This is a genomic window from Pseudomonas sp. 57B-090624, from assembly GCF_003234055.1.
Taxonomy (GTDB): Bacteria; Pseudomonadota; Gammaproteobacteria; order Pseudomonadales; family Pseudomonadaceae; genus Metapseudomonas; species Metapseudomonas tohonis.
The window spans coordinates 22,768-42,189 of sequence record NZ_QKRU01000063.1; the positions used below are offsets into that span (position 1 = coordinate 22,768).

At 65.8% G+C, this 19,422-nt stretch carries 18 protein-coding genes; 11 read left to right on the forward strand and 7 right to left on the reverse strand.

Going from position 1 to position 19,422, the window contains the following annotated elements; genetic code table 11:
* The first annotated feature begins 104 nt into the window (after positions 1 to 104).
* From ffh to rplS, 5 genes are all read left to right on the forward strand, one after another.
* On the forward strand, positions 105 to 1,481 hold the full coding sequence (gene ffh / locus DMX10_RS24635) for a signal recognition particle protein (protein WP_111263568.1): 1,377 nt from the start codon (positions 105 to 107) through the stop codon (positions 1,479 to 1,481).
* A 204-nt stretch (positions 1,482 to 1,685) separates the two neighbouring features.
* Positions 1,686 to 1,937 carry a 30S ribosomal protein S16 gene (rpsP, locus tag DMX10_RS24640; protein ID WP_111263569.1) on the forward strand — a complete coding sequence of 84 codons (252 nt, stop codon included), beginning with the start codon at positions 1,686 to 1,688 and terminating at the stop codon, positions 1,935 to 1,937.
* A gap of 8 nt (positions 1,938 to 1,945) precedes the next feature.
* Complete coding sequence (gene rimM, locus DMX10_RS24645; protein ID WP_111263570.1) at positions 1,946 to 2,482, forward strand: ribosome maturation factor RimM; 537 nt, start codon at positions 1,946 to 1,948, stop codon at positions 2,480 to 2,482.
* Between the two features lie 10 nt (positions 2,483 to 2,492).
* Positions 2,493 to 3,245, forward strand: a complete 753-nt coding sequence (gene trmD, locus DMX10_RS24650) for a tRNA (guanosine(37)-N1)-methyltransferase TrmD (RefSeq protein WP_043240177.1) — start codon at positions 2,493 to 2,495, stop codon at positions 3,243 to 3,245.
* Between the two features lie 42 nt (positions 3,246 to 3,287).
* Positions 3,288 to 3,638 (forward strand): 50S ribosomal protein L19, encoded by a 351-nt coding sequence (gene rplS, locus DMX10_RS24655; RefSeq protein WP_111263571.1) that lies wholly within the window; start codon positions 3,288 to 3,290, stop codon positions 3,636 to 3,638.
* 169 nt (positions 3,639 to 3,807) lie between these two features.
* On the opposite strand, the gene DMX10_RS24660 is transcribed toward rplS, so the two are convergent.
* Positions 3,808 to 7,437 carry a transporter substrate-binding domain-containing protein gene (locus DMX10_RS24660; RefSeq protein WP_158545627.1) on the reverse strand — a complete coding sequence of 1,210 codons (3,630 nt, stop codon included), beginning with the start codon at positions 7,435 to 7,437 and terminating at the stop codon, positions 3,808 to 3,810.
* Between the two features lie 459 nt (positions 7,438 to 7,896).
* Here DMX10_RS24660 and DMX10_RS24665 point away from each other — a divergent pair, with 459 nt between their 5' ends.
* Positions 7,897 to 8,328: an acyl-CoA thioesterase gene (locus DMX10_RS24665; protein ID WP_111263573.1), complete on the forward strand. Its 432-nt coding sequence runs from the start codon at positions 7,897 to 7,899 to the stop codon at positions 8,326 to 8,328.
* A gap of 51 nt (positions 8,329 to 8,379) precedes the next feature.
* Here DMX10_RS24665 and DMX10_RS24670 read toward each other — a convergent pair whose 3' ends face one another.
* Together DMX10_RS24670 and DMX10_RS24675 are read right to left on the reverse strand one after the other, a co-directional pair.
* Positions 8,380 to 9,054: a hypothetical protein gene (locus DMX10_RS24670; RefSeq protein WP_111263574.1), complete on the reverse strand. Its 675-nt coding sequence runs from the start codon at positions 9,052 to 9,054 to the stop codon at positions 8,380 to 8,382.
* A gap of 101 nt (positions 9,055 to 9,155) precedes the next feature.
* Positions 9,156 to 10,988, reverse strand: coding sequence for a sodium:proton antiporter (locus DMX10_RS24675; protein ID WP_111263575.1), 1,833 nt, complete (start codon positions 10,986 to 10,988; stop codon positions 9,156 to 9,158).
* Between the two features lie 76 nt (positions 10,989 to 11,064).
* On the opposite strand from DMX10_RS24675, the gene xerD reads away from it, so the two are divergent.
* The 4 genes from xerD (at position 11,065) to thrC (ending at position 15,764) form a co-directional block, all read left to right on the forward strand.
* On the forward strand, positions 11,065 to 11,961 hold the full coding sequence (gene xerD / locus DMX10_RS24680; protein ID WP_111263576.1) for a site-specific tyrosine recombinase XerD: 897 nt from the start codon (positions 11,065 to 11,067) through the stop codon (positions 11,959 to 11,961).
* 141 nt (positions 11,962 to 12,102) lie between these two features.
* Entirely contained in the window at positions 12,103 to 12,831 is a 729-nt protein-coding gene (locus DMX10_RS24685) for a thioredoxin fold domain-containing protein (protein WP_111263577.1), read from the forward strand.
* Positions 12,832 to 12,953: 122 nt separating this feature from the next.
* Positions 12,954 to 14,258 carry a homoserine dehydrogenase gene (locus DMX10_RS24690; protein WP_111263578.1) on the forward strand — a complete coding sequence of 435 codons (1,305 nt, stop codon included), beginning with the start codon at positions 12,954 to 12,956 and terminating at the stop codon, positions 14,256 to 14,258.
* A gap of 96 nt (positions 14,259 to 14,354) precedes the next feature.
* Positions 14,355 to 15,764 carry a threonine synthase gene (thrC, locus tag DMX10_RS24695; RefSeq protein ID WP_111263579.1) on the forward strand — a complete coding sequence of 470 codons (1,410 nt, stop codon included), beginning with the start codon at positions 14,355 to 14,357 and terminating at the stop codon, positions 15,762 to 15,764.
* 66 nt (positions 15,765 to 15,830) lie between these two features.
* Here the strand turns inward: thrC and DMX10_RS24700 are convergent, their stop codons facing one another.
* From DMX10_RS24700 to DMX10_RS24710, 3 genes are all read right to left on the reverse strand, one after another.
* Positions 15,831 to 16,133 carry a hypothetical protein gene (locus tag DMX10_RS24700; RefSeq protein WP_111263580.1) on the reverse strand — a complete coding sequence of 101 codons (303 nt, stop codon included), beginning with the start codon at positions 16,131 to 16,133 and terminating at the stop codon, positions 15,831 to 15,833.
* A 125-nt stretch (positions 16,134 to 16,258) separates the two neighbouring features.
* Positions 16,259 to 16,885, reverse strand: a complete 627-nt coding sequence (locus DMX10_RS24705; protein ID WP_111263581.1) for a hypothetical protein — start codon at positions 16,883 to 16,885, stop codon at positions 16,259 to 16,261.
* Between the two features lie 224 nt (positions 16,886 to 17,109).
* On the reverse strand, positions 17,110 to 17,733 hold the full coding sequence (locus DMX10_RS24710; RefSeq protein WP_111263582.1) for a hypothetical protein: 624 nt from the start codon (positions 17,731 to 17,733) through the stop codon (positions 17,110 to 17,112).
* Between the two features lie 189 nt (positions 17,734 to 17,922).
* Here DMX10_RS24710 and DMX10_RS24715 point away from each other — a divergent pair, with 189 nt between their 5' ends.
* Positions 17,923 to 18,591 carry an EndoU domain-containing protein gene (locus DMX10_RS24715; protein ID WP_111263583.1) on the forward strand — a complete coding sequence of 223 codons (669 nt, stop codon included), beginning with the start codon at positions 17,923 to 17,925 and terminating at the stop codon, positions 18,589 to 18,591.
* A 43-nt stretch (positions 18,592 to 18,634) separates the two neighbouring features.
* Here DMX10_RS24715 and DMX10_RS24720 read toward each other — a convergent pair whose 3' ends face one another.
* A complete protein-coding gene (locus DMX10_RS24720) occupies positions 18,635 to 19,222 on the reverse strand; it encodes an RNA polymerase sigma factor (protein WP_111263584.1) in 588 nt (195 codons plus the stop codon).
* Positions 19,223 to 19,422: the final 200 nt, after the last annotated feature.

The window sequence follows — 19,422 nt, forward strand, 5'->3', positions numbered from 1 at the left end:
CTCACGAAAGACCGTAGGCGGTGTCGGCGCCGCCCGCACTTCGCTATAATCCGCCGCTTGCCGCAAGCTCACCCTCGGTTCGGACGAACCCGAAAGGAACGTGCATGTTCGAAAATCTTACAGACCGCCTCTCACAGACGCTGCGCCATGTCACCGGCAAGGCCAAGCTGACCGAGGACAACATCAAGGACACCCTGCGCGAAGTCCGCATGGCCCTGCTCGAGGCCGACGTCGCCCTGCCGGTGGTCAAGGACTTCGTCAACAAGGTCAAGGAGCGCGCCGTCGGCACCGAGGTGTCGAAGAGCCTGACGCCGGGCCAGGCTTTCGTGAAGATCGTCCAGGCCGAGCTGATCGAGCTGATGGGCGCGGCCAACGAGGACCTGTCCCTGGCCGCCGCGCCGCCTGCCGTCGTGCTCATGGCCGGCCTGCAGGGCGCGGGCAAGACCACCACCGTCGGCAAGCTGGCGCGCTTCCTCAAGGAGCGCAAGAAGAAATCCGTGCTGGTGGTCTCGGCCGACGTCTACCGTCCCGCGGCGATCAAGCAGCTGGAAACCCTGGCCGCCGATATCGGCGTCACCTTCTTCCCCTCCGACATCAGCCAGAAGCCGGTGGACATCGCCGAGGCGGCGATCCGCGAGGCGAAGCTGAAGTTCATCGACGTGGTGCTGGTGGACACCGCCGGTCGCCTGCACATCGACGGCGAGATGATGGCCGAGATCCAGGCACTGCATGCCGCGATCAAGCCCGTCGAGACGCTGTTCGTGGTCGACGCCATGACCGGCCAGGACGCCGCCAACACCGCCAAGGCCTTCGGCGAGGCACTGCCGCTGACCGGCGTCGTGCTGACCAAGGTCGACGGTGACGCCCGCGGCGGTGCCGCGCTGTCGGTGCGCGCCATCACCGGCAAGCCGATCAAGTTCCTCGGCATGGGCGAGAAGAGCGAAGCGCTCGATCCCTTCCATCCGGACCGCATCGCCTCGCGCATCCTCGGCATGGGTGACGTGCTCAGCCTGATCGAGCAGGCCGAGCAGAACATGGATCGCGACAAGGCCGAGAAGCTCGCGAAGAAGATCAAGAAGGGCAAGGGCTTCGACCTCGAGGACTTCCGCGACCAGCTGCAGCAGATGAAGAACATGGGCGGCCTGGGCGGCCTCATGGACAAGCTGCCGATGCTCGGTGGCGTCAACCTGGCGCAGATGGGCAACGCCCAGGGCGCAGCGGAGAAGCAGTTCAAGCAGATGGAGGCCATCATCAACTCGATGACCCCCGCCGAGCGCCGCGACCCGGAAGTCATCAGTGGCTCGCGCAAGCGCCGCATCGCGCTCGGCTCCGGCACCCAGGTGCAGGATGTCGGCCGCCTGATCAAGCAGCACAAGCAGATGCAGAAGATGATGAAGAAGGTCACCGCCAAGGGCGGCATGGCCAAGATGATGCGCGGCATGGGTGGCATGTTCCCCGGCGGCGGCATGCCGAAGATGTGATGGAGAGGAGCTTCGGGCGATGGCCGGCGGGTGGCTCTTGAGCGCCTGATGGCCTGAAACCCGTGGCCTGCAGCGGCCACCGACAGGTGGCTCGCAAAAGAGATTTGCAATCGGCCGGATAATCCTTAGAATATGCGGCCTTTCGGGCCCATGGCCCATGTGTGTGCACAGCTTGAAAAGCACCGACTATAGGAACGAAGTTCAATGGTAACCATCCGTCTTGCTCGTGGCGGCTCCAAGAAGCGCCCCTTCTACCACCTGACCGTGACCAACAGCCGCAATGCGCGCGACGGTCGCTTCGTAGAGCGTATCGGCTTCTTCAACCCGATCGCCACGGGTGCTGAAGTGAAGCTCTCCGTGAACCAGGAGCGCGCCACCTACTGGCTGAGCCAGGGCGCCCAGCCGTCTGAGCGCGTTGCTCAGCTGCTGAAGGAAGCTGCCAAGGCTGCTGCCTAAGCAACTTTATGAGCACGACGCCGGCACAGGCCGAGGATCTTATCGTTCTCGGCAAGATTTTCTCGGTGCATGGCGTACGTGGCGAGGTGAAGGTGTATTCCTTTACCGACCCGCTGGATAACGTGCTCGATTACCGTCGTTGGACGCTCAGGCGTGACAACGAGGTAAAGCAGGTCGAATTGGCCAGTGGACGCTTGCATGGCAAGGTCCTGGTGGCAAAGCTGAAGGGTCTCGATGATCGCGAAGTCGCTCGTACTTACGCGGGCTTCGACATTTGCGTGCCCCGCAGCGAGCTGCCGGAACTCAGCGATGACGAGTACTACTGGCATCAGTTGGAAGGTCTCAAGGTCATCGACCAGCAAGGGCAACTGCTCGGCAAGGTCGATCATCTGCTGGAGACCGGCGCCAACGACGTGATGGTGGTCAAGCCCTGCACCGGCAGCCTCGATGACCGTGAGCGCCTGTTGCCCTATACGGAGCAATGCGTGCTGGCGATCGACCTGGAAACAGGCGAGATGCGGGTGGACTGGGACGCTGACTTCTGAGCTGCATGACATGAAAAGCATGCAGGTCGAGGTCATCAGCATCTTTCCGGAGATGTTCGCCGCCATCAGCGAATACGGCATCACCAGCCGAGCGGTAAAGCAGGGGCTGCTCAAGCTGACCTGCTGGAACCCGCGGACCTTCACCGAGGACCGCCACCAGACGGTGGACGACCGGCCCTTCGGCGGTGGCCCGGGGATGGTGATGAAGATACAGCCCCTCGAGCGGGCCCTGGCAGCTGCCAAGGCATCGGCCGGGGAGCAGGCGAAGGTGATCTACCTTTCGCCGCAGGGTCGCCAGCTCAAGCAGGAGGCCGTGCGCGAACTGGTCCAGTCGGAATCCATGATTCTGATTGCCGGTCGCTACGAAGGTATCGACGAGCGCTTCATCGAAGAGCACGTCGACGAGGAATGGTCGATCGGCGACTACGTATTGTCCGGCGGTGAGCTGCCGGCAATGGTGCTGATCGACGCGGTGACGCGGTTGTTGCCCGGCGCGCTGGGCCATGCGGATTCCGCAGAGGAAGACTCCTTCACGGACGGTCTCCTCGATTGCCCGCACTACACCCGACCTGAGGTGTATGCGGACAAACGTGTTCCCGATGTGTTGCTTAGCGGCAACCACGAACACATCCGGCGTTGGCGTTTGCAGCAGTCCCTTGGTCGGACCTGGGAACGTCGAGCCGATCTTCTGGATAGCCGCTCGCTTTCTGGAGAAGAGAAGAAGCTGTTGGCGGAATACATCCGTCAGCGGGACGATAGTTAACGTATCGATGGCAGGCCGGCGGCTTGTCTTAGGAGCGCAGCGATGACCAACAAGATCATTCAGCAACTCGAAGCTGAACAAATGAACAAAGAGATCCCGGCTTTCGCCCCCGGCGACACCGTGATCGTGCAAGTGAAAGTGAAGGAAGGCGACCGTCAGCGTCTGCAGGCCTTCGAAGGTGTTGTCATCGCCAAGCGCAACCGCGGCCTGAACAGTGCTTTCACCGTGCGCAAGATCTCCAACGGCGTAGGCGTAGAGCGTACTTTCCAGACCTACTCCCCGCTGGTCGACAGCCTGAGCGTCAAGCGCCGCGGTGACGTGCGCAAGGCCAAGCTGTACTACCTCCGCGACCTGTCCGGCAAGGCAGCTCGCATCAAGGAGAAGCTGGTCTAAGTACCGCTTCCCTCAGAAGCCCGCCCCGGGAAACCGCGGCGGGTTTTTTATTGGGCGCGGGAAAGTCGGCTCGCCCGTCGAGCCCTCTGGTGTGGCCAGGGTGGATGGCACGCCACTCGCGCCCGCGCCCAGTCACGCACGCGACGTGCCCAGGGTTGTGGTTCGGGGCTCAAGCGTTGTCCATGATTTCCGCCAGGCAGCATTCCAGGCGTTCCAGTTCGAATTGCAGCTCGGTGAACTGCGCTGCCAGCGCGTCATCGCTCGCATGGTTTTCGCACAAGGCTTCCAGCGCCTCGCAATGGCTAATCAGAGGGCGTGCCTGGACGATCTTCGCGGCGCCCTTGATCTTGTGCGCCACCTCCGCGATCGCCGGCCTGTCGCCTTGATCGATGAAGTCCCGCATCAACGCCAGGTCGCTCTGGTTGCTGCGCAGCAGCGTGTCCAGCAGGCGCGTGCGCAGGGCCGGGTCGCGGCCGGCCAGGTACTCGAATTCCCGCAGGTCGCAGGAAATGGGCATGGGTTCGGGGCCCTTGGCCTGCGGCGCTATGCCGGCCAGCAGGGCGGCCAGCTCCGCCAGGCTGATGGGCTTGAACAGGCAGGCATCCATGCCTGCCTGGCGGCATCGCTCGTGTTCCTCGTTCTGTGCGTTGGCGGTGTAGCCGATGAAGCGGCAGGGTGGCAGTGCGTCGCGTCGCTCCTGCTGGCGCACCGCACGGGCCAGGTCGTAGCCGTTCATGACCGGCATGTTGCAATCGCTGATCACCAGGTCGAAGCGCTGTCGTTGCCAGAGCTCCAGCCCGCCGGCGCCGTTCTGGGCATCGCAGACCCGGTGGCCGAGGAAGAGCAGTTGCTGCTTGAGCAACTCGCGGTTGGCCGGGTGATCGTCCACCACCAGGATGTCGAGGCGCCGTTCGGGCGCGGTGATCGGTGCAACCGATGGCGTTTCGGTGCGGGGCAGGGGGTCGAGCACTTGCAGGGTCAGTCGCACCGTCACGCAGGTGCCCCTGCCGGGTTGGCTGGACATGTCGATGCTGCCACCCATCATTTCGCAGAGGGTCCGGCTGATGACCAGCCCCAGACCGGTTCCACCCAGGGTATTGGTGCCCTGGTGGCGCCCCTGGCTGAAGGGCTGGAACAGCTGGGCCAGGTCTTCCGGCTCGATGCCCGGGCCGCTGTCTTCCACCTGCACGATCAGCTCCAGGCGTTTGTCCTGGCAGGGCTGCCCGGATATCCGCAGGCTCACCCGGCCGCGCTCGGTGAACTTGATGGCATTGCTGACCAGGTTGGAGAGCACCTGCTTGAAGCGCACCGGGTCCAGCAGCACCTCGACGCCGGCCCTCGGGTCGAACTCCAGCTCCAGGGAGAGGCTCTTCTGCCGAGCCAGGCCGTCGAATACGCGCACCACGCTCTCCACCTGTTCGCGCAGGTTGCAGCGAACCGGGCTGAGGGTCAGGCGACCGGACTCGATGCGGGCGATGTCGAGGATGTTGCCGATCAGCTCCAGCAGGCTATTGGCCGAGTCATGGGCGATCTCGATGGCCGGGCGGTCCAGTTGCCCCTGGTCGGCGCGCTGAAGGGTCAGTTCGAGCATGCCGATCACTGCGTTCATCGGCGTGCGGATCTCATGGCTCATGGTCGCCAGGAACGTGCTCTTGGCGCGGCTGGCCTCATCGGCTCGTTCCTTCGCCTCCTGCAGGTCGGCCACCAGGCGCAGGCGCTCGGTGATGTCGATCCAGCCGGCGACAACGCCGCGGATGATGCCGCGGGAGTCGCGGAAGGGTTCGATCCAGTGAAAGATGCTGAAAGGCCCGTCCGGATGATTCAGCCGGCGGTCGGCTTGCAGGCTTTCTCCGCTCTCCATCACGCGGCGGTAGTCCTCCAGCAGATTCGGGGTGCAACCGTCGTCGTCGAAGATGCCCTCCAGCGGCAGCGCCCCGATCGCCTGTTCGCGGTCGATGGAGAGCGCTGCCAGGTAGTTGTCGTTGCACAGCAGCAGGCGGTTGTCGCGATCGCGCACATAGATGGGGTGCGGGGTGCCGTTGATCAGCGTCTCCATCAGCTGCAGCTGATCATTCAGCGCATGCTCGGCGGCCGCCCTCAGCTGCATCTGACGGCGCAGGTAGATGTTCCAGACCAGCGACACACTGAGCAGCAGCCCGACCACGCCCCCCACCTGATAGATGAGCCGCTCGTAGTCGCGCCAGGTCGGCCTGGCCACCTCCACCGTGGAGCGCCAGCGTTGGTTGACCAGTACCCCCAGTTCGTCCGGCGGGATGTTGATCAGGGTCTTGTCCAGTACCGACAGCAGTTCCAGGTCGCCGCGCCTGAGTGCGAAGGCTGTGGCTTCGAGCAACTGCGGCACCACGTCGGATATCCACAGCTGCTCGTCGAAGAAGCGCTGCACCAGGTGCTCGGCCACGGTGCCGGGGATGATGCTGGCATCGACGTTGCCATCGGCCGTGAGCGTCAGCGCCTCATGCATCGAGTCCAGCTCCACGGGTACGGCGCGGGGGTAGTTTTGGTGCAGCCATTGGTGCAGTCGCGGGTCGCGGGGCGTTGCGATGCGCTTGCCGTCCAGTGATTCCAGTTCCGCCGAATCGGCGTTGTCGCGGCGGCTAACGATGACCAGCCCTGCGTTCATGTACGGACGGGTGAAGGCCAGCCCCTGCACGTTCTCGATCGCCGGGTTCAGCGCGCCAATCAGGTCGGCCTCGCCGGACTTCAGCTTCTCGATCATCTCCTTCTGGCTGCTGGTGCGGATGATCTCGAAGCGCAGCCCGGTGCGCATGCGCACCTGGTCCAGCACGTCGGCGGTGATGCCGTGGTAGTTGCCATCGCTGTCGAAGAAGCTCACGGGCGACAGGTTGCCGTAGGTGGCGATGCGCAGCACCGGATGCTGCAGCAGCCAGCGCTGCTCCTGCTGGGTGAACACCAGGCTGGCGTCCGACAGCAGCGGGCCGTTGCCGCCGCTCCAGCGCTTGAGCAGCTCGCTCTGGCGTTCCGGTGGAATGCTGGCCAGTGCGGCATTCACCACCTTGCGCAGTTCCGGCTGGTCATTGCGCATGGCGAAGCCGAACCCGCCGCTGGGCATCTTGCTGTAGCCGGCGAGCCGCAGGGGCCCGGCCTGGCTCTGGTTGAGCAGGTAGTTGGCCACCACCAGGTCGCCCAGGTAGAGGTCGGCGCGGCCCAGGGCCACCGCGCGCAGGGCGGAGCGGGGATCGACCGCGGTGCTGACCCGCGCCAGCGGATAGTGAGTGCGAATCCGCTCCACCGGCTGGTAGTCGGCAGACATCACCAGGTGCATGCCTGCCAGCCCCGGTGATAGCGGCCGGCGCTCGTCGTCACGGCTGACCAGCACCGGCTGGTCGGGCGCGTAGGTGTCGCTGAGCAGCAACTGGCGGTTGTTCGTCTCGAACGAGTTGGAGGCACTGAGCAGGTCGACATGGCCCTCTTCCAGGGCCCGTAACGCCTCTTCCCGGCTGGGGTAGCGCAATACCTTGATGCCGATGCCGAGCTTGTCGGCGATGACTCCGGCGACATCGGCGGTGAGGCCCTCGAAATCACGCCCGCTGGTGGTGATGTCGAAGGGCGGCAGATCGTTGCCGATGCCCAGGCGCAGCTCGCGCTTGTCCCGCAACCAGCGCCAGTCTTCGAGATCCAGTTCCGCCTGGGTGTCAGTGGGCAAGGGTCGGCCGAGCAAGGGGAGCTGTTCCTCGGCCGGGAGGTTCGCTGTCAGCCCGGCGAGGAGCACGCCGACAAGGACGCCTGGCAGCGTGCGGGCGAGTCGCGTTCTGTGCATGGGGCTTCCTTCATGGGCGGGGTTGCGGGAACCGCCGGATCGAACTGCGGTGGCAGCGGAAAATAGCCCATTCCGCTCACGCCGGAGCCACCGCAAATGCTGCTTGGGAAATGTCCCCAGGTGGTTGCGCATGGTTCCTACAAGAGATGCTCTGAAGGCCGATGGGCAGGGCTCTGGGGTCACCGGCATCCAGAGGCGTTGCCTTGCCGGGAAAAGAGAGGTGCGCGAGGCGCGAAAGGCGCTTTCGCCCTGGCGTGGAGTGCGAGAGGTGAGGCTGCGGGGCGGGGCGGGCTGTGGAATAATCGCGCCGCCGCGGGGGCACGCCCCACGGCGTTTCCCGCGAAATGGCCGTCAATCGCGGCCATCGGGAGCCGATCTGCCCTTCCGAACGCGCACAACAACGACAACAGACACCGCACGGGTGGCAGCCACATTGGGTTTCATTCAGGTAGTAGTGGCATGACCCCGAGAGAGCAAGAAATCACCCGGCGCACAGCCTTGTCCGAAAGCCGCGTGACCAAGGCGGTGTTCCCGCCGACCACCAACCACCACAACACCCTGTTCGGCGGCACGGCGCTGGCGTGGATGGACGAGGTGTCCTTCATCTGCGCGACGCGCTTCTGCCGCCTGCCGCTGGTGACGGTTTCCACCGATCGCATCGATTTCAAGCACCCCATTCCCGCCGGCTCCATCGTCGAACTGGTCGGGCGCGTGGTGAAGGTGGGCAACACCAGCCTCAAGGTGGAGGTCGAGGTGTTCGTCGAGAGCATGTACGAGAACGGCCGCGAGAAAGCCATCACCGGCGTGTTCAGCTTCGTCGCCATCGACGACCAGAAGCGCCCGGTGCCGGTATTGCCGGACGTGGCGTCAGCCGCCGAAGCCGCCGCCTGACCCCGGTGCAGGCCCGGCCCGTGCTTGCGAGCCGGGTCGCGGGCCCGGCCATCAGTGCCGCAGGGCGATCTTCAGCGAGGCCTGGGAGAGGTCGATGTTGCTCAGGGTCAGGCTGCCGAAGCTCTGGCCCTGCGGCGCGCCGGCGACCCGCACATTGTCGAAGCGCAGCTCGCCGATGGAGCTGGGCAGGCGCACGTTGATCGAGCCGTCGGGGTTGACGGTCGAGCGCATGTGGCGGGTGTCGTAGACCACGTCCTTCATCGAGGTTTCGGCTTCCAGGCTGTCGAGCACCGGCATCACCAGGCGGCTCAAGGCCTTCACCGTGGCGATGCCATCCCCGCCTTCGGCCTGCACGAACAGGCCCTGCAGCACCTCGTCCAGGCCCTGGGCGCTGACGTCGCTCATCTCGGCGTCGCTCAGCGGGCGCAGGCCCTTGGGCGTGTGCTGCTGGCTGATGGCGCTGGGCGTCTGCTGGATGTCGGCGCTGGCCATCTGGAAGGGGCTCATCAGCGCCGCCACAAGGGTCGCGGCCAGGCGCAGATTGCTCTGTTTCTTCAAGGCCCGGTCGAGTTGCCGGCGGCTCAGCAGGCCCTGTTCGATCAGCACCTCGCCAAGACGCTTGTCGCTGGTCAGCTGGAGTTTGATGGCAGCGTCCAGCTGCTGGCTGGTGATCAGTCCCTTGTTGACCAGGATCTGGCCAAGGCGTGATTTCTGCTGATTCGACATGGGGGTGACCGGTGGAGTGGTGGCAAGGTGAAATCATCCTCCCGTAAGAAGAGGCTGTCACCAAACAAAGGATAGGCTTACATGACCGCCTGTCCATGTGCCTAGGACGTAGCCTCCTCGCCGTGCCTCGCAGGCGTCTGGGCGTCTTCCTCGACCAGCGCCACCAGGCTCCAGCCGGCCTCCGGTTTCAGGGGCGCCTCCGTGCTGGCCAGGTGCACCCAGCCGCGCGGGTCACGGGCCAACAGCAGCACCGCCTGATCACCGTTCAGGGCCCGGTAGGCGTCCCAGTCGAAGTTCGTGGTCAGGGTGGTCGTGCGGATCTCCGCGCCCCGGCTGAGCTTGCTGGCGAACTGCGGGTAGCTCAGGGCCGGCGAGCCCAGCGCCCGCCCGCGCACCTGTTTGCTGGCCCGGTGCTTGTCGGTGCGTCGGCTCTCCGCGCCGCTGGGCAGGGTGAAGCGGCGCAGGGCGGGGAAGTCGTGACGGAAGTGCATGCAGGCCAGGGCGTTCATCTCGCTGGAAGGGGAGAGCGCCAGCAGGTGGCCAAGCCCGACCAGGTCGAGGTGTGCCTCGGCGTGCTGCGAGGTGGGGTTGCCGAAATAGGTGGGCAGGTTGTCCATGCGTGCGGCGCGGATGTTTTCCCAGCTGGAGTCGGTGAGCAGCACGCGGCTGCCCAGTTGCTGCAGCGCCTTGCCGATCGCCCGCGCCACCGGGTTGGCACCGATGATGAGGAAGCCCGCCGGGGCCGGGTCCGCGACCTTCAGCAGGCGCGCCAGCGGGCGGGCCGTGGCGCTCTGCAGCACCACGGTGCCGATGATCACCAGGAAGGTCAGCGGCACCAGCAGGTGGGCCTGGTCATTGCCGTGCTGCTGCAGGCGCAGGGCGAAGATCGCCGACACCGCTGCGGCGACGATGCCCCGTGGTGCGATCCAGGCCAGCAACGCACGCTCGCGCCAGCCCAGGGGCGAGCCGAGGGTGCAAAGCGCCACGTTCAGTGGCCGCGCGATGAACTGGATCACCGCCAGCAGCACCAGCGTCGCCGGCCCCAGGGCGATCAGCGCCGCCAGGTCGAGGCGCGCGGCGAGGAGGATGAACAGCCCGGAGATCAGCAGCACGCTGAGGTTCTCCTTGAAGTGCAGGATCGGCTTGATATCCACCCCGCGCATGTTGGCCAGGCCCATGCCCATCACCGTCACCGCCAGCAGGCCGGATTCGTGCACCAGCAGGTTGGCGCCGATGAACACGCCCAGCACCGCGGCCAGGGCCGCCAGGTTCTGCAGGTACTCGGGCAGCCAGTGGCGCCGCAGCACCGTACCGAAGGCCCAGCCACCGAATGCACCGAGCAGGCTGCCGCAGGCGATCACGCTGGCGAAGGTCGCCAGGCTCTGGCTCCAGCCGCCCTGGTCGCGGCTGACGATGAAGCTGAACACCACCACCGCCAGCAGTGCACCGATGGGGTCGATGACGATGCCTTCCCAGCGCAGGATGTTGGCGATGGAGCTGCGCGGGCGCACCACGCGGAGTATCGGCACGATCACCGTCGGCCCGGTGACCAGCGTCAGCGAGCCGAACAGCAGCGCCAGGTCCCAGGCGAAGCCCAGCAGCAGGTGCGTTGCCAGCGCGATCACCGCCCAGGTCACCAGCGCACCCAGGGTGACCATGCGGCGTACCACGGTGCCGATTTCCTTCCACTCGGAGTGGTGCAGCGTCAGGCTGCCCTCGAAGAGGATCAGCGCCACCGCCAGGGAGGTGAGGGGGAACAGCAGCGGGCCGAACAGTGCCTGCGGGTCCAGCACCCCCAGCACCGGCCCGGCGAGAATGCCCGAGAGCAGCAGGAAGAGGATGGCCGGCAGGCGCAGGCGCCACGCCAGCCACTGGCTGCCGAGGGCGGCCAGGCCCATGCCGCCGAGGGCGAGGAGAATCGCGGTTTCGTCCATCAGGACTCCTTGTCGCTGGTGAAGGGCGGGACGCTTGTGGAAGACTAGACGCCGTTCATCCCGTCAGCGTTCCGCCATGCCTGCCCTCGACCACCCCCTGATCGACCGTTTTCTCGATGCCCTGTGGCTGGAAAAAGGCCTCTCGCCCCACACCCGATCCGCCTACCGAAGCGACCTGGCGCACTTCAATGCCTGGGCGGTGGAGCGCGGAGCGAGCCTGCAGCACGCCGGTCGCGACCTGATCCTCGACCACCTGGCCTGGCGCCTCGAACAGGGCTACAAGGCCCGCTCCACTGCGCGCTTCCTCTCCGGTGCGCGTGGCTTCTACCGTTTTCTCCTGGCCGAGGGCCTGATCGCCGAGGACCCGACCCTGCAGGTGGACCTGCCGCTGCTCGGGCGGCCGCTGCCCAAGTCGCTGTCCGAGGCCGATGTCGAAGCGCTGCTGGAGGCCCCGGAGCTGGACGACCCCATCGGCCTGCGCGACCGCGCCATGCTCGAAGTCCTCTACGCGTGCGGGCTGCGGGTCAGCGAACTGGTGGGGCTGACCCTGGAACAGGTCAACCTGCGCCAGGGCGTGGTCAGGGTCTTCGGCAAGGGCAGCAAGGAACGCCTGGTGCCGCTGGGCGAGGAAGCCATCGCCTGGATCGAGCGCTACGTCCGCGAGTCGCGGCCCTTCCTGCTCGACGGCAAGCCCAGCGACGTGCTCTTCCCCAGCCAGCGCGGCGAGCAGATGACCCGGCAGACCTTCTGGTACCGCATCAAGCACCAGGCCAAGGTCGCCGGCATCGCCAAGTCGCTGTCGCCCCACACCCTGCGCCACGCCTTCGCCACCCACCTGCTCAATCACGGCGCCGACCTGCGCGTGGTGCAGATGCTGCTGGGGCACACCGACCTGTCCACCACGCAGATCTACACCCACATCGCCCAGGCGCGGCTCAAGGACCTGCACGCCCGGCACCATCCTCGAGGCTGAGCCGCGCACGCCGCTCGATTGGCCCCTGAGCGCACCGGATATCCCCGCCGTACCTCCGTTCGGCTCTCTGGCGCGGTGGCGCGGGGCTTGTGTGATAATCTTCGGCATCCGCCCGAATGTCGCCGCTCCACAGGAGTAACCATGCGCGTGACCCGACTTTTCGCAGCCATGGCCCTTGGCCTGGTCAGCACCTTCAGCCTTGCCGACGATCCGGACCAGGCCATCCGCAAGACCCTCGACGGCCTCGAACTGGGCCTGCCCATCGAATCCATCGGTGAAAGCCCCATGAGCGGCATCTACCAGGTGCAACTCAAGGGCGGTCGCATGCTCTACACCAGCGCCGACGGCCAGTACCTGATGCAGGGCTACCTCTACCACGTGAAGGACGGCAAGCCGGTGAACCTCACCGAGCAGTCCGAAAGCCGCTCCATCGCCAAGGAGATCAACGCCATCCCCGAGAGCGAGATGGTGGTCTTCGCGCCCAAGGAGCCGGCCAAGGCGCACATCACCGTGTTCACCGACACCGATTGCGGCTACTGCCAGAAACTGCACAGCGAAGTGCCCGAGCTCAACCGCCGCGGCATCGAGGTGCGCTATGTCGCCTTCCCGCGCCAGGGCATCGGCAGCCACGGCTACAACAGCCTGGTCAGCGTCTGGTGCAGCAAGGACCGCCAGGCCGCGATGAACAAGGCCAAGTCCCGCGAGGAACTCCCTGCCGCCACCTGCAACAACCCGGTGGCCAAGCAGTTCGAGCTGGGCCAGATGATCGGCGTCAACGGCACGCCGGCCATCGTCCTCGGCAACGGCCAGATGATCCCGGGCTACCAACCGGCTCCGCAGCTGGCCAAGATCGCCCTGGAAGCCAAGTAACACGGGCTCCCGGCGCGCATCACATCGATTGACCAAAAATCAGCCGCTTCGTAAAGTGCGGCTCTTTTCCACGGCCGGGACCATGCCCGGCCGTTTTTCGCAGTGAAGATGGGGAGTTCAGCGTGAAGCCGGTAAAAGTAGGCATCTGTGGCCTGGGGACCGTCGGTGGCGGCACCTTCAACGTACTCAAACGCAACGCCGAGGAGATCGCCCGCCGTGCCGGGCGTGGAATCGAGGTTGCCCAGATTGCCGCCCGTCGCCCCAATCCGAAGTGTGAAACCGGTACCACCCCCATCACCGCAGACATCTTCGAGCTGGTCGACAACCCGGAAATCGACATCGTCATCGAACTGATCGGTGGCTACACCCTGGCCCGCGACCTCGTGCTCAAGGCCATCGAGAATGGCAAGCACGTGGTCACCGCCAACAAGGCGCTGATCGCCGTGCATGGCAACGAGATCTTCGCCAAGGCGCGCGAGAAGGGCGTCATCGTCGCCTTCGAGGCCGCCGTCGCCGGTGGCATCCCGGTGATCAAGGCGATCCGCGAAGGGCTCTCGGCCAACCGCATCAACTGGCTGGCCGGCATCATCAACGGCACCGGCAACTTCATCCTCACCGAGATGCGCGAGAAAGGCCGCGCCTTCGACGACGTGCTCAAGGAAGCGCAAGCGCTGGGCTACGCCGAAGCCGACCCGACCTTCGACGTCGAAGGCATCGATGCCGCCCACAAGCTGACCATCCTCGCCTCCATCGCCTTCGGCATCCCGCTGCAGTTCGACAAGGCCTACACCGAAGGCATCTCCAAACTCACCAGCGCCGACGTCAACTACGCCGAGGCCCTGGGCTACCGCATCAAGCACCTGGGCGTGGCCCGCCGTACCGACAAGGGCATCGAGCTGCGCGTGCACCCGACCCTGATCCCGGCCGACCGCCTGATCGCCAACGTCAACGGCGTGATGAACGCCGTCATGGTCAACGGCGACGCCGCCGGCAGCACCCTCTACTACGGCCCCGGCGCCGGCATGGAGCCCACCGCCTCCGCCGTGGTCGCCGACGTGGTGGACGTGGTCCGCGCGCTGACCGCCGACCCGGAGAACCACGTACCGCACCTGGCCTTCCAGCCGGATTCGCTGTCCGACCACCCGATCCTCCCGATCGACGCCTGCGAGAGCGCCTACTACCTGCGCATCCAGGCCAAGGACCACCCGGGCGTACTGGCCCAGGTGGCCACCATCCTGTCCGAGCGCGGCATCAACATCGAATCCATCATGCAGAAGGAAGTCGAAGAGCAGGACGGACTGGTGCCGATGATCCTGGTTACCCACCGGGTCGTCGAAGCGCGCGTTAACGACGCCATCGCCGCACTGGAAGCCCTCGACGACGTGGCCGGCAGCGTGGTTCGCATCCGCGTCGAACAGCTCAATTAATTTGGAGCGGCAAGCTCCAAGCCATAAGCCGCAAGCGGGCGTACCGCTTGCAGCTTGAAACTTGCAGCTTGCAGCTCAAACCGAAGGTTTGTACCCATGCGCTATATCAGTACCCGCGGCCAGGCCCCGGCCCTGAACTTCGAAGACGTGCTGCTGGCTGGCCTCGCCACCGACGGCGGCCTCTACGTACCGGAAAACCTGCCGCGCTTCACCGTCGAGGAGATCGCCTCCTGGGCCGGCCTGCCGTATCACGAGCTGGCCTTCCGCGTGATGCGCCCGTTCGTTGCCGGCAGCATCAATGACGCCGACTTCAAGAAGATCCTCGAGGAGACCTACGGCGTCTTCGCCCACAACGCCGTGGCGCCGCTGCGCCAGCTGAACGGCAACGAGTGGGTGCTGGAGCTGTTCCACGGCCCGACCCTGGCCTTCAAGGACTTCGCCCTGCAGCTGCTCGGCCGCCTGCTCGACCACGTGCTGTCCAAGCGCGGCGAGCGCGTCGTGATCATGGGCGCCACCTCCGGCGATACCGGTTCGGCCGCCATCGAAGGCTGCAAGGCCTGCGAGCACGTCGACATCTTCATCATGCACCCGCACAACCGTGTATCCGAGGTGCAGCGCCGGCAGATGACCACCATCCTCGGCGAGAACATCCACAACATCGCCGTGGAAGGCAACTTCGACGACTGCCAGGAGATGGTCAAGGCCAGCTTCGCCGACCAGGGCTTCCTCAAGGGCACCCGCCTGGTCGCGGTCAACTCGATCAACTGGGCGCGGATCATGGCCCAGATCGTCTACTACTTCCACGCCGCCCTGCAGCTCGGTGGCCCGGCCCGTTCCGTGGCCTTCTCCGTGCCCACCGGCAACTTCGGCGACATCTTCGCCGGCTACCTGGCGCGCAACATGGGCCTGCCGATCAGCCAGCTGATCGTCGCCACCAACCGCAACGACATCCTGCACCGCTTCATGAGCGGCAACCAGTACGTCAAGGACACCCTGCACCCGACCCTGTCGCCGTCCATGGACATCATGGTCTCGTCCAACTTCGAGCGCCTGCTGTTCGACCTGCACGGCCGCAACGGTGCCGCCATCGCCGGCCTGATGGACACCTTCCGCCAGGGCGGCGGCTTCAGCGTCGAGGACGACCGCTGGACCGAAGCGCGCAAGCTGTTCGACTCCCTCGCCGTCACCGACGAGCAGACCTGCGAAACCATCGCCGAGGTCTACGCGGAATGCGGCGAACTGCTGGACCCGCACACCGCCATCGGCGTGCGTGCCGCGCGTGAATGCCGCCGCAGCCCATCCATCCCCATGGTCACCCTCGGCACCGCGCACCCGGTCAAGTTCCCGGAAGCGGTGGAGAAGGCCGGCATCGAAGCGGTTCCGGCCCTGCCGCCGCACCTCGCCGACCTGTTCCAGCGCGAGGAACGCTGCACCGTCCTGGCCAACGACCTGAAGACCATCCAGGCCTTCGTCGCCGCCCACGGCAACCGCGGCAAGCCGCTCTGACCTGAACGGCAATGAAAAGCCCCTGGTGAGTGATCGCCAGGGGCTTTTTCGTTTCGGGGACCAGGATCAGTCCGCCTTGTCTTTTCCCAGGCCGTCTCGCTCCGACAGGGGCAGTGCCTCGTGGGGCGAAGACCCCAGCTCCGATGCATCCACCTGGACAGGCACGAAGCCCTCACCGGTCTTGTAGCCCTTGTAGAGGTTGTAACCGGCGTCGAAGTCGATCCACGTGTGCGGCGCCGGGGGTGTCAGTACGCACCAGGCCGGGTTGTGGGTGCTGCCCGGCTTCTGGAATGTGACGATCTTGTATTCCTGCTTTTCAAGGAGCTGGAGCTCGCTGGCATCGATGCCGAAATTGATCTTGTATTCCATGTCCCTTCTCCATCGGGCCCGCTAACGGGGCGGGCACTGATCATGAGCCAGTCCCCGCCCCGTTGCCGATTGATGGCCGTTCACAGATGCAACCGGGAAGCCCCGCGATCGCTCGCCAGGCCGCTTCAGCGGGCGCTGAATTCGAAGGTCCACAAGCCGCCAGGGCGGGTGAGGTTCACGTCCACTTCGGTGGCGGTGATGGGCGCCACGTACTGGGTCATGTCCGAGAAGTTCTGCACGATGTAGGTCTGCCCCGCCAGCGGTGGAGAGGCCACCATGAAGTAGAACCGGCCCGGCACCATCTCGAAGCTCACCGTCATGTTCAGGTCCACCTTGGGCATGCTCACCACCGGATGGCCGCCCACATACCAGTTGCACGTGAACTGGATGAAGGGGTTGGTCTGGTTGATCACGCCGCACTGCTGCGGGGTGAGCTTTTCCTGCGCCAGCGATGTGGGTGCCGGTTGCAGGCGCGGCGACAGCCCTGCCGGGCTGACCGCCTGCAGCAACTGGCCGGGCTGCACGGCCACGCGTGTGGAGATGATCTGCTCATCCGGGGTATCGCCCGAACTGGAGAGATCGGTCTCGATCTGGTCCTCGTAGTCGAACCGCTCCGTAGCGCCCGCCGAACCGGTCAGCACCCGCCAGGCGTGGATGTCGTAGTCGCGCTGCGGATTCTGTGGCTTGAGGAAGACCAGAACGGTTTTCCCCTCCATGTCCTCCACATCGAAATGCACGTTGAAAACCATCATGGGTCCCTGTCTCCTTGGTTCCGTCATAGCCCCGGCACATGCCGGAGCAGGCGTTGATGATGGATCAGAAAACGGGTTTCTGCCGGATGATGGCAACCGCCATGGCGCCGGCCGCTCCTCGACGGGGAGCATCGTGGCCCGGGCTTCAGCCCGGGAGCCTGCCCGACGCAAAAGCCCCCGGCGATCGCTCGCCGGGGGCTCCTGTCCTGCGGGTTGCGCGTGCCTCAGCGGGCGAGGAAATCGAAGGTCCACAGGCCGTTCGGGCGGGTCAGGGTCACGTCCACTTCGGTGGCGGTGATGGGCGCCACGTAGCGGGTCATGTCCGAGAAGTTCTGCACGATGTAGGTCTGCCCGATCATGGGCGGGGTGGCGACCATGAAGTAGAAGTTGGGCTCGTACTCGAAGCTCACGGTCATGCGCGAGTCCACCTTGGGCATGGTCACCACCGGGCGGCCGTTGACGTACCAGTTGCTGTCGAACTGGGTGTACGGGTTGGTCTTGTTGATCACGCCGCACTGCTGGGGCGTCAGCTTCTCCAGCGCCAGCGACGTGGACGCCGGTTCCAGCTGCGGCGACAGGCCGTTGGGGCTGATGGCCTGCAGCAACTGGCCGGGCAGGATGGCGCGGCGCCCGGAGATGATCTGGTTGCCGGCCTTCTCGCCGAGGCTGCTCACGTCCGTCTCGATCTCCGCCTCGTAGTCGAAGGACTCCGTGGCGCCGGCCGACCCGGTGAGCACCTGCCAGGCGTGGACGCGGTAGTCGCGCTGCGGGTTCTGCGGCTTGAGGAAGACCAGCACGGTCTTGCCCTCCATGTCGTCCACGGCGAAGTTCACGTTGAAAGTGGTCATGGTTCCTTTCTCCTTGGTTCCGTTACGGCCCCGACACCTGTCCGGGCCTGTTTCCATGACGGCCCATCCACCGGCCTGTGAACGCTGCATGGCACTGGCCGCCGTGCGGCGGTCCGGCGTCACGGATGCGGCGGCCTCCCGTCATTGCTGCTGGGCACCTACCGCCCAGACAGATGAAGGAGATACGCCATGGAATGCTTCAAGAAAACCCTGCCCCTGGGTTTGCTGGCCGCCTGCTGCAGCGTGCCGGCGCTCGCCCAGATCAACTGCGCGCCCGGTGCACCCGGGGTCAACCCGCTGCCGGTGCAGATGGGCGCGGGGCTCGCCAACAGCCGGATGAACCCGCAGATCAACCAGCGCCACATCTTCTGCGGCGAGATCAACGGCGCGGGGAACGCGGTGGGCTTCCACTCGCGGCCCAACAGCCACGACCCGCGCGTGGGCGTGGGGCCGATGGCACCCTTCGCCGCGCAGATCACCGCCGGGCAGCAGTTCTTCGTGCAGCCGGGCGCGGCGCATCCCGGGCCCTATCGCTATCGCGGGCTGGGGGTGCAGATCGTCAACGGCGCCGGGGCCATGGTATTGAAGGTGCCCCCGCCCGGTGCCTCGACCTTCTACCCCGACAGCTGCACCCAGCAGCAGGTGATCGAATCGGTCCGCTACGCCTACACCCACCCGTTCCAGGCCATCGGCCCGGGTGCCGGCGCCAACTTCTTCACCGGCCCTTCGGCCCCCTCCGTGGCGGCAGCGGGCTACTGCGTCGGTGAAGCGGGTACCCCCTTCACCATCGGCGGCTACGTCAACCAGATCGGCGGCCTCTGGTTCCTCAACACCGCCTACCCGATCGGCAACTTCTGATCGTTCGGCCCGCCCCCTGGGGGCGGGCCTCCCGTCCAGCGGCTCAGCCTTCGTTACCCGCCTCGCACAGGGCACCCAGCCAGTCGCGCAACTGCCGGCGTGCCAGTTGCACGCGCTTGCGCAGGTTGGGTTCGCTGACGTGCAGCAGGCCCGCCAGCTCCACGTACTCCACCCCGCAGATACAGTGCTGTTCCAGCGCCTGGCCGAGGTTGGGCGGCAGCCGGTTCAGCGCCTTGTCCAGCACCTCCACCGCCTCCTGCAGGCAGGCCTGGCGCTCCGGACCCAACTGGTGCGGCTGCCAGGCCGCGTTGTCGTGCAGTTGCTGGTCCAGCCAGTCCAGGTTGCAGGTGAGCGGCGTGCTGCGCAGCCGGTCGATGCAATGGTTGCTGGCCACCCGGCGCAGCCAGGCCGGCACATTGTCGATGCCGTCCAGCCGCCCCGGTTCGCGCAAGAGCAGGGTGAACAGGCGCAGGCGCAACTCGCTGAGCGCGTCCTCCGCGTCCTGCGGGTTGCGCGTCAATTGCTGGCAGCGCTTGCGCATCAGCGGTTCGTGGTCGATGAGAAATTTCCATAGCAGTGTCCTCTGCGTGCCTTGCTCCAGGCTCGCGTCCAGGTTGCTCGCCATAATCATTCCGTGATCCTTCTAAACGCCGGGGGCGGAGGTGCTGCACTGGCAGTCCTTGCCAGACCGGTCGAAGCAAGCAGGACGAAGGCGTGCCCGGGTTTGTGAAGCGGTTTCTAGCCGGCGGGCTGATCGGGCCGGGCGACAGGGGAGGGCATTTCAGGAGCGGGTGCAAGAAGGCCGTGGCGGTTGGCGCGAGCGGCGGGGCG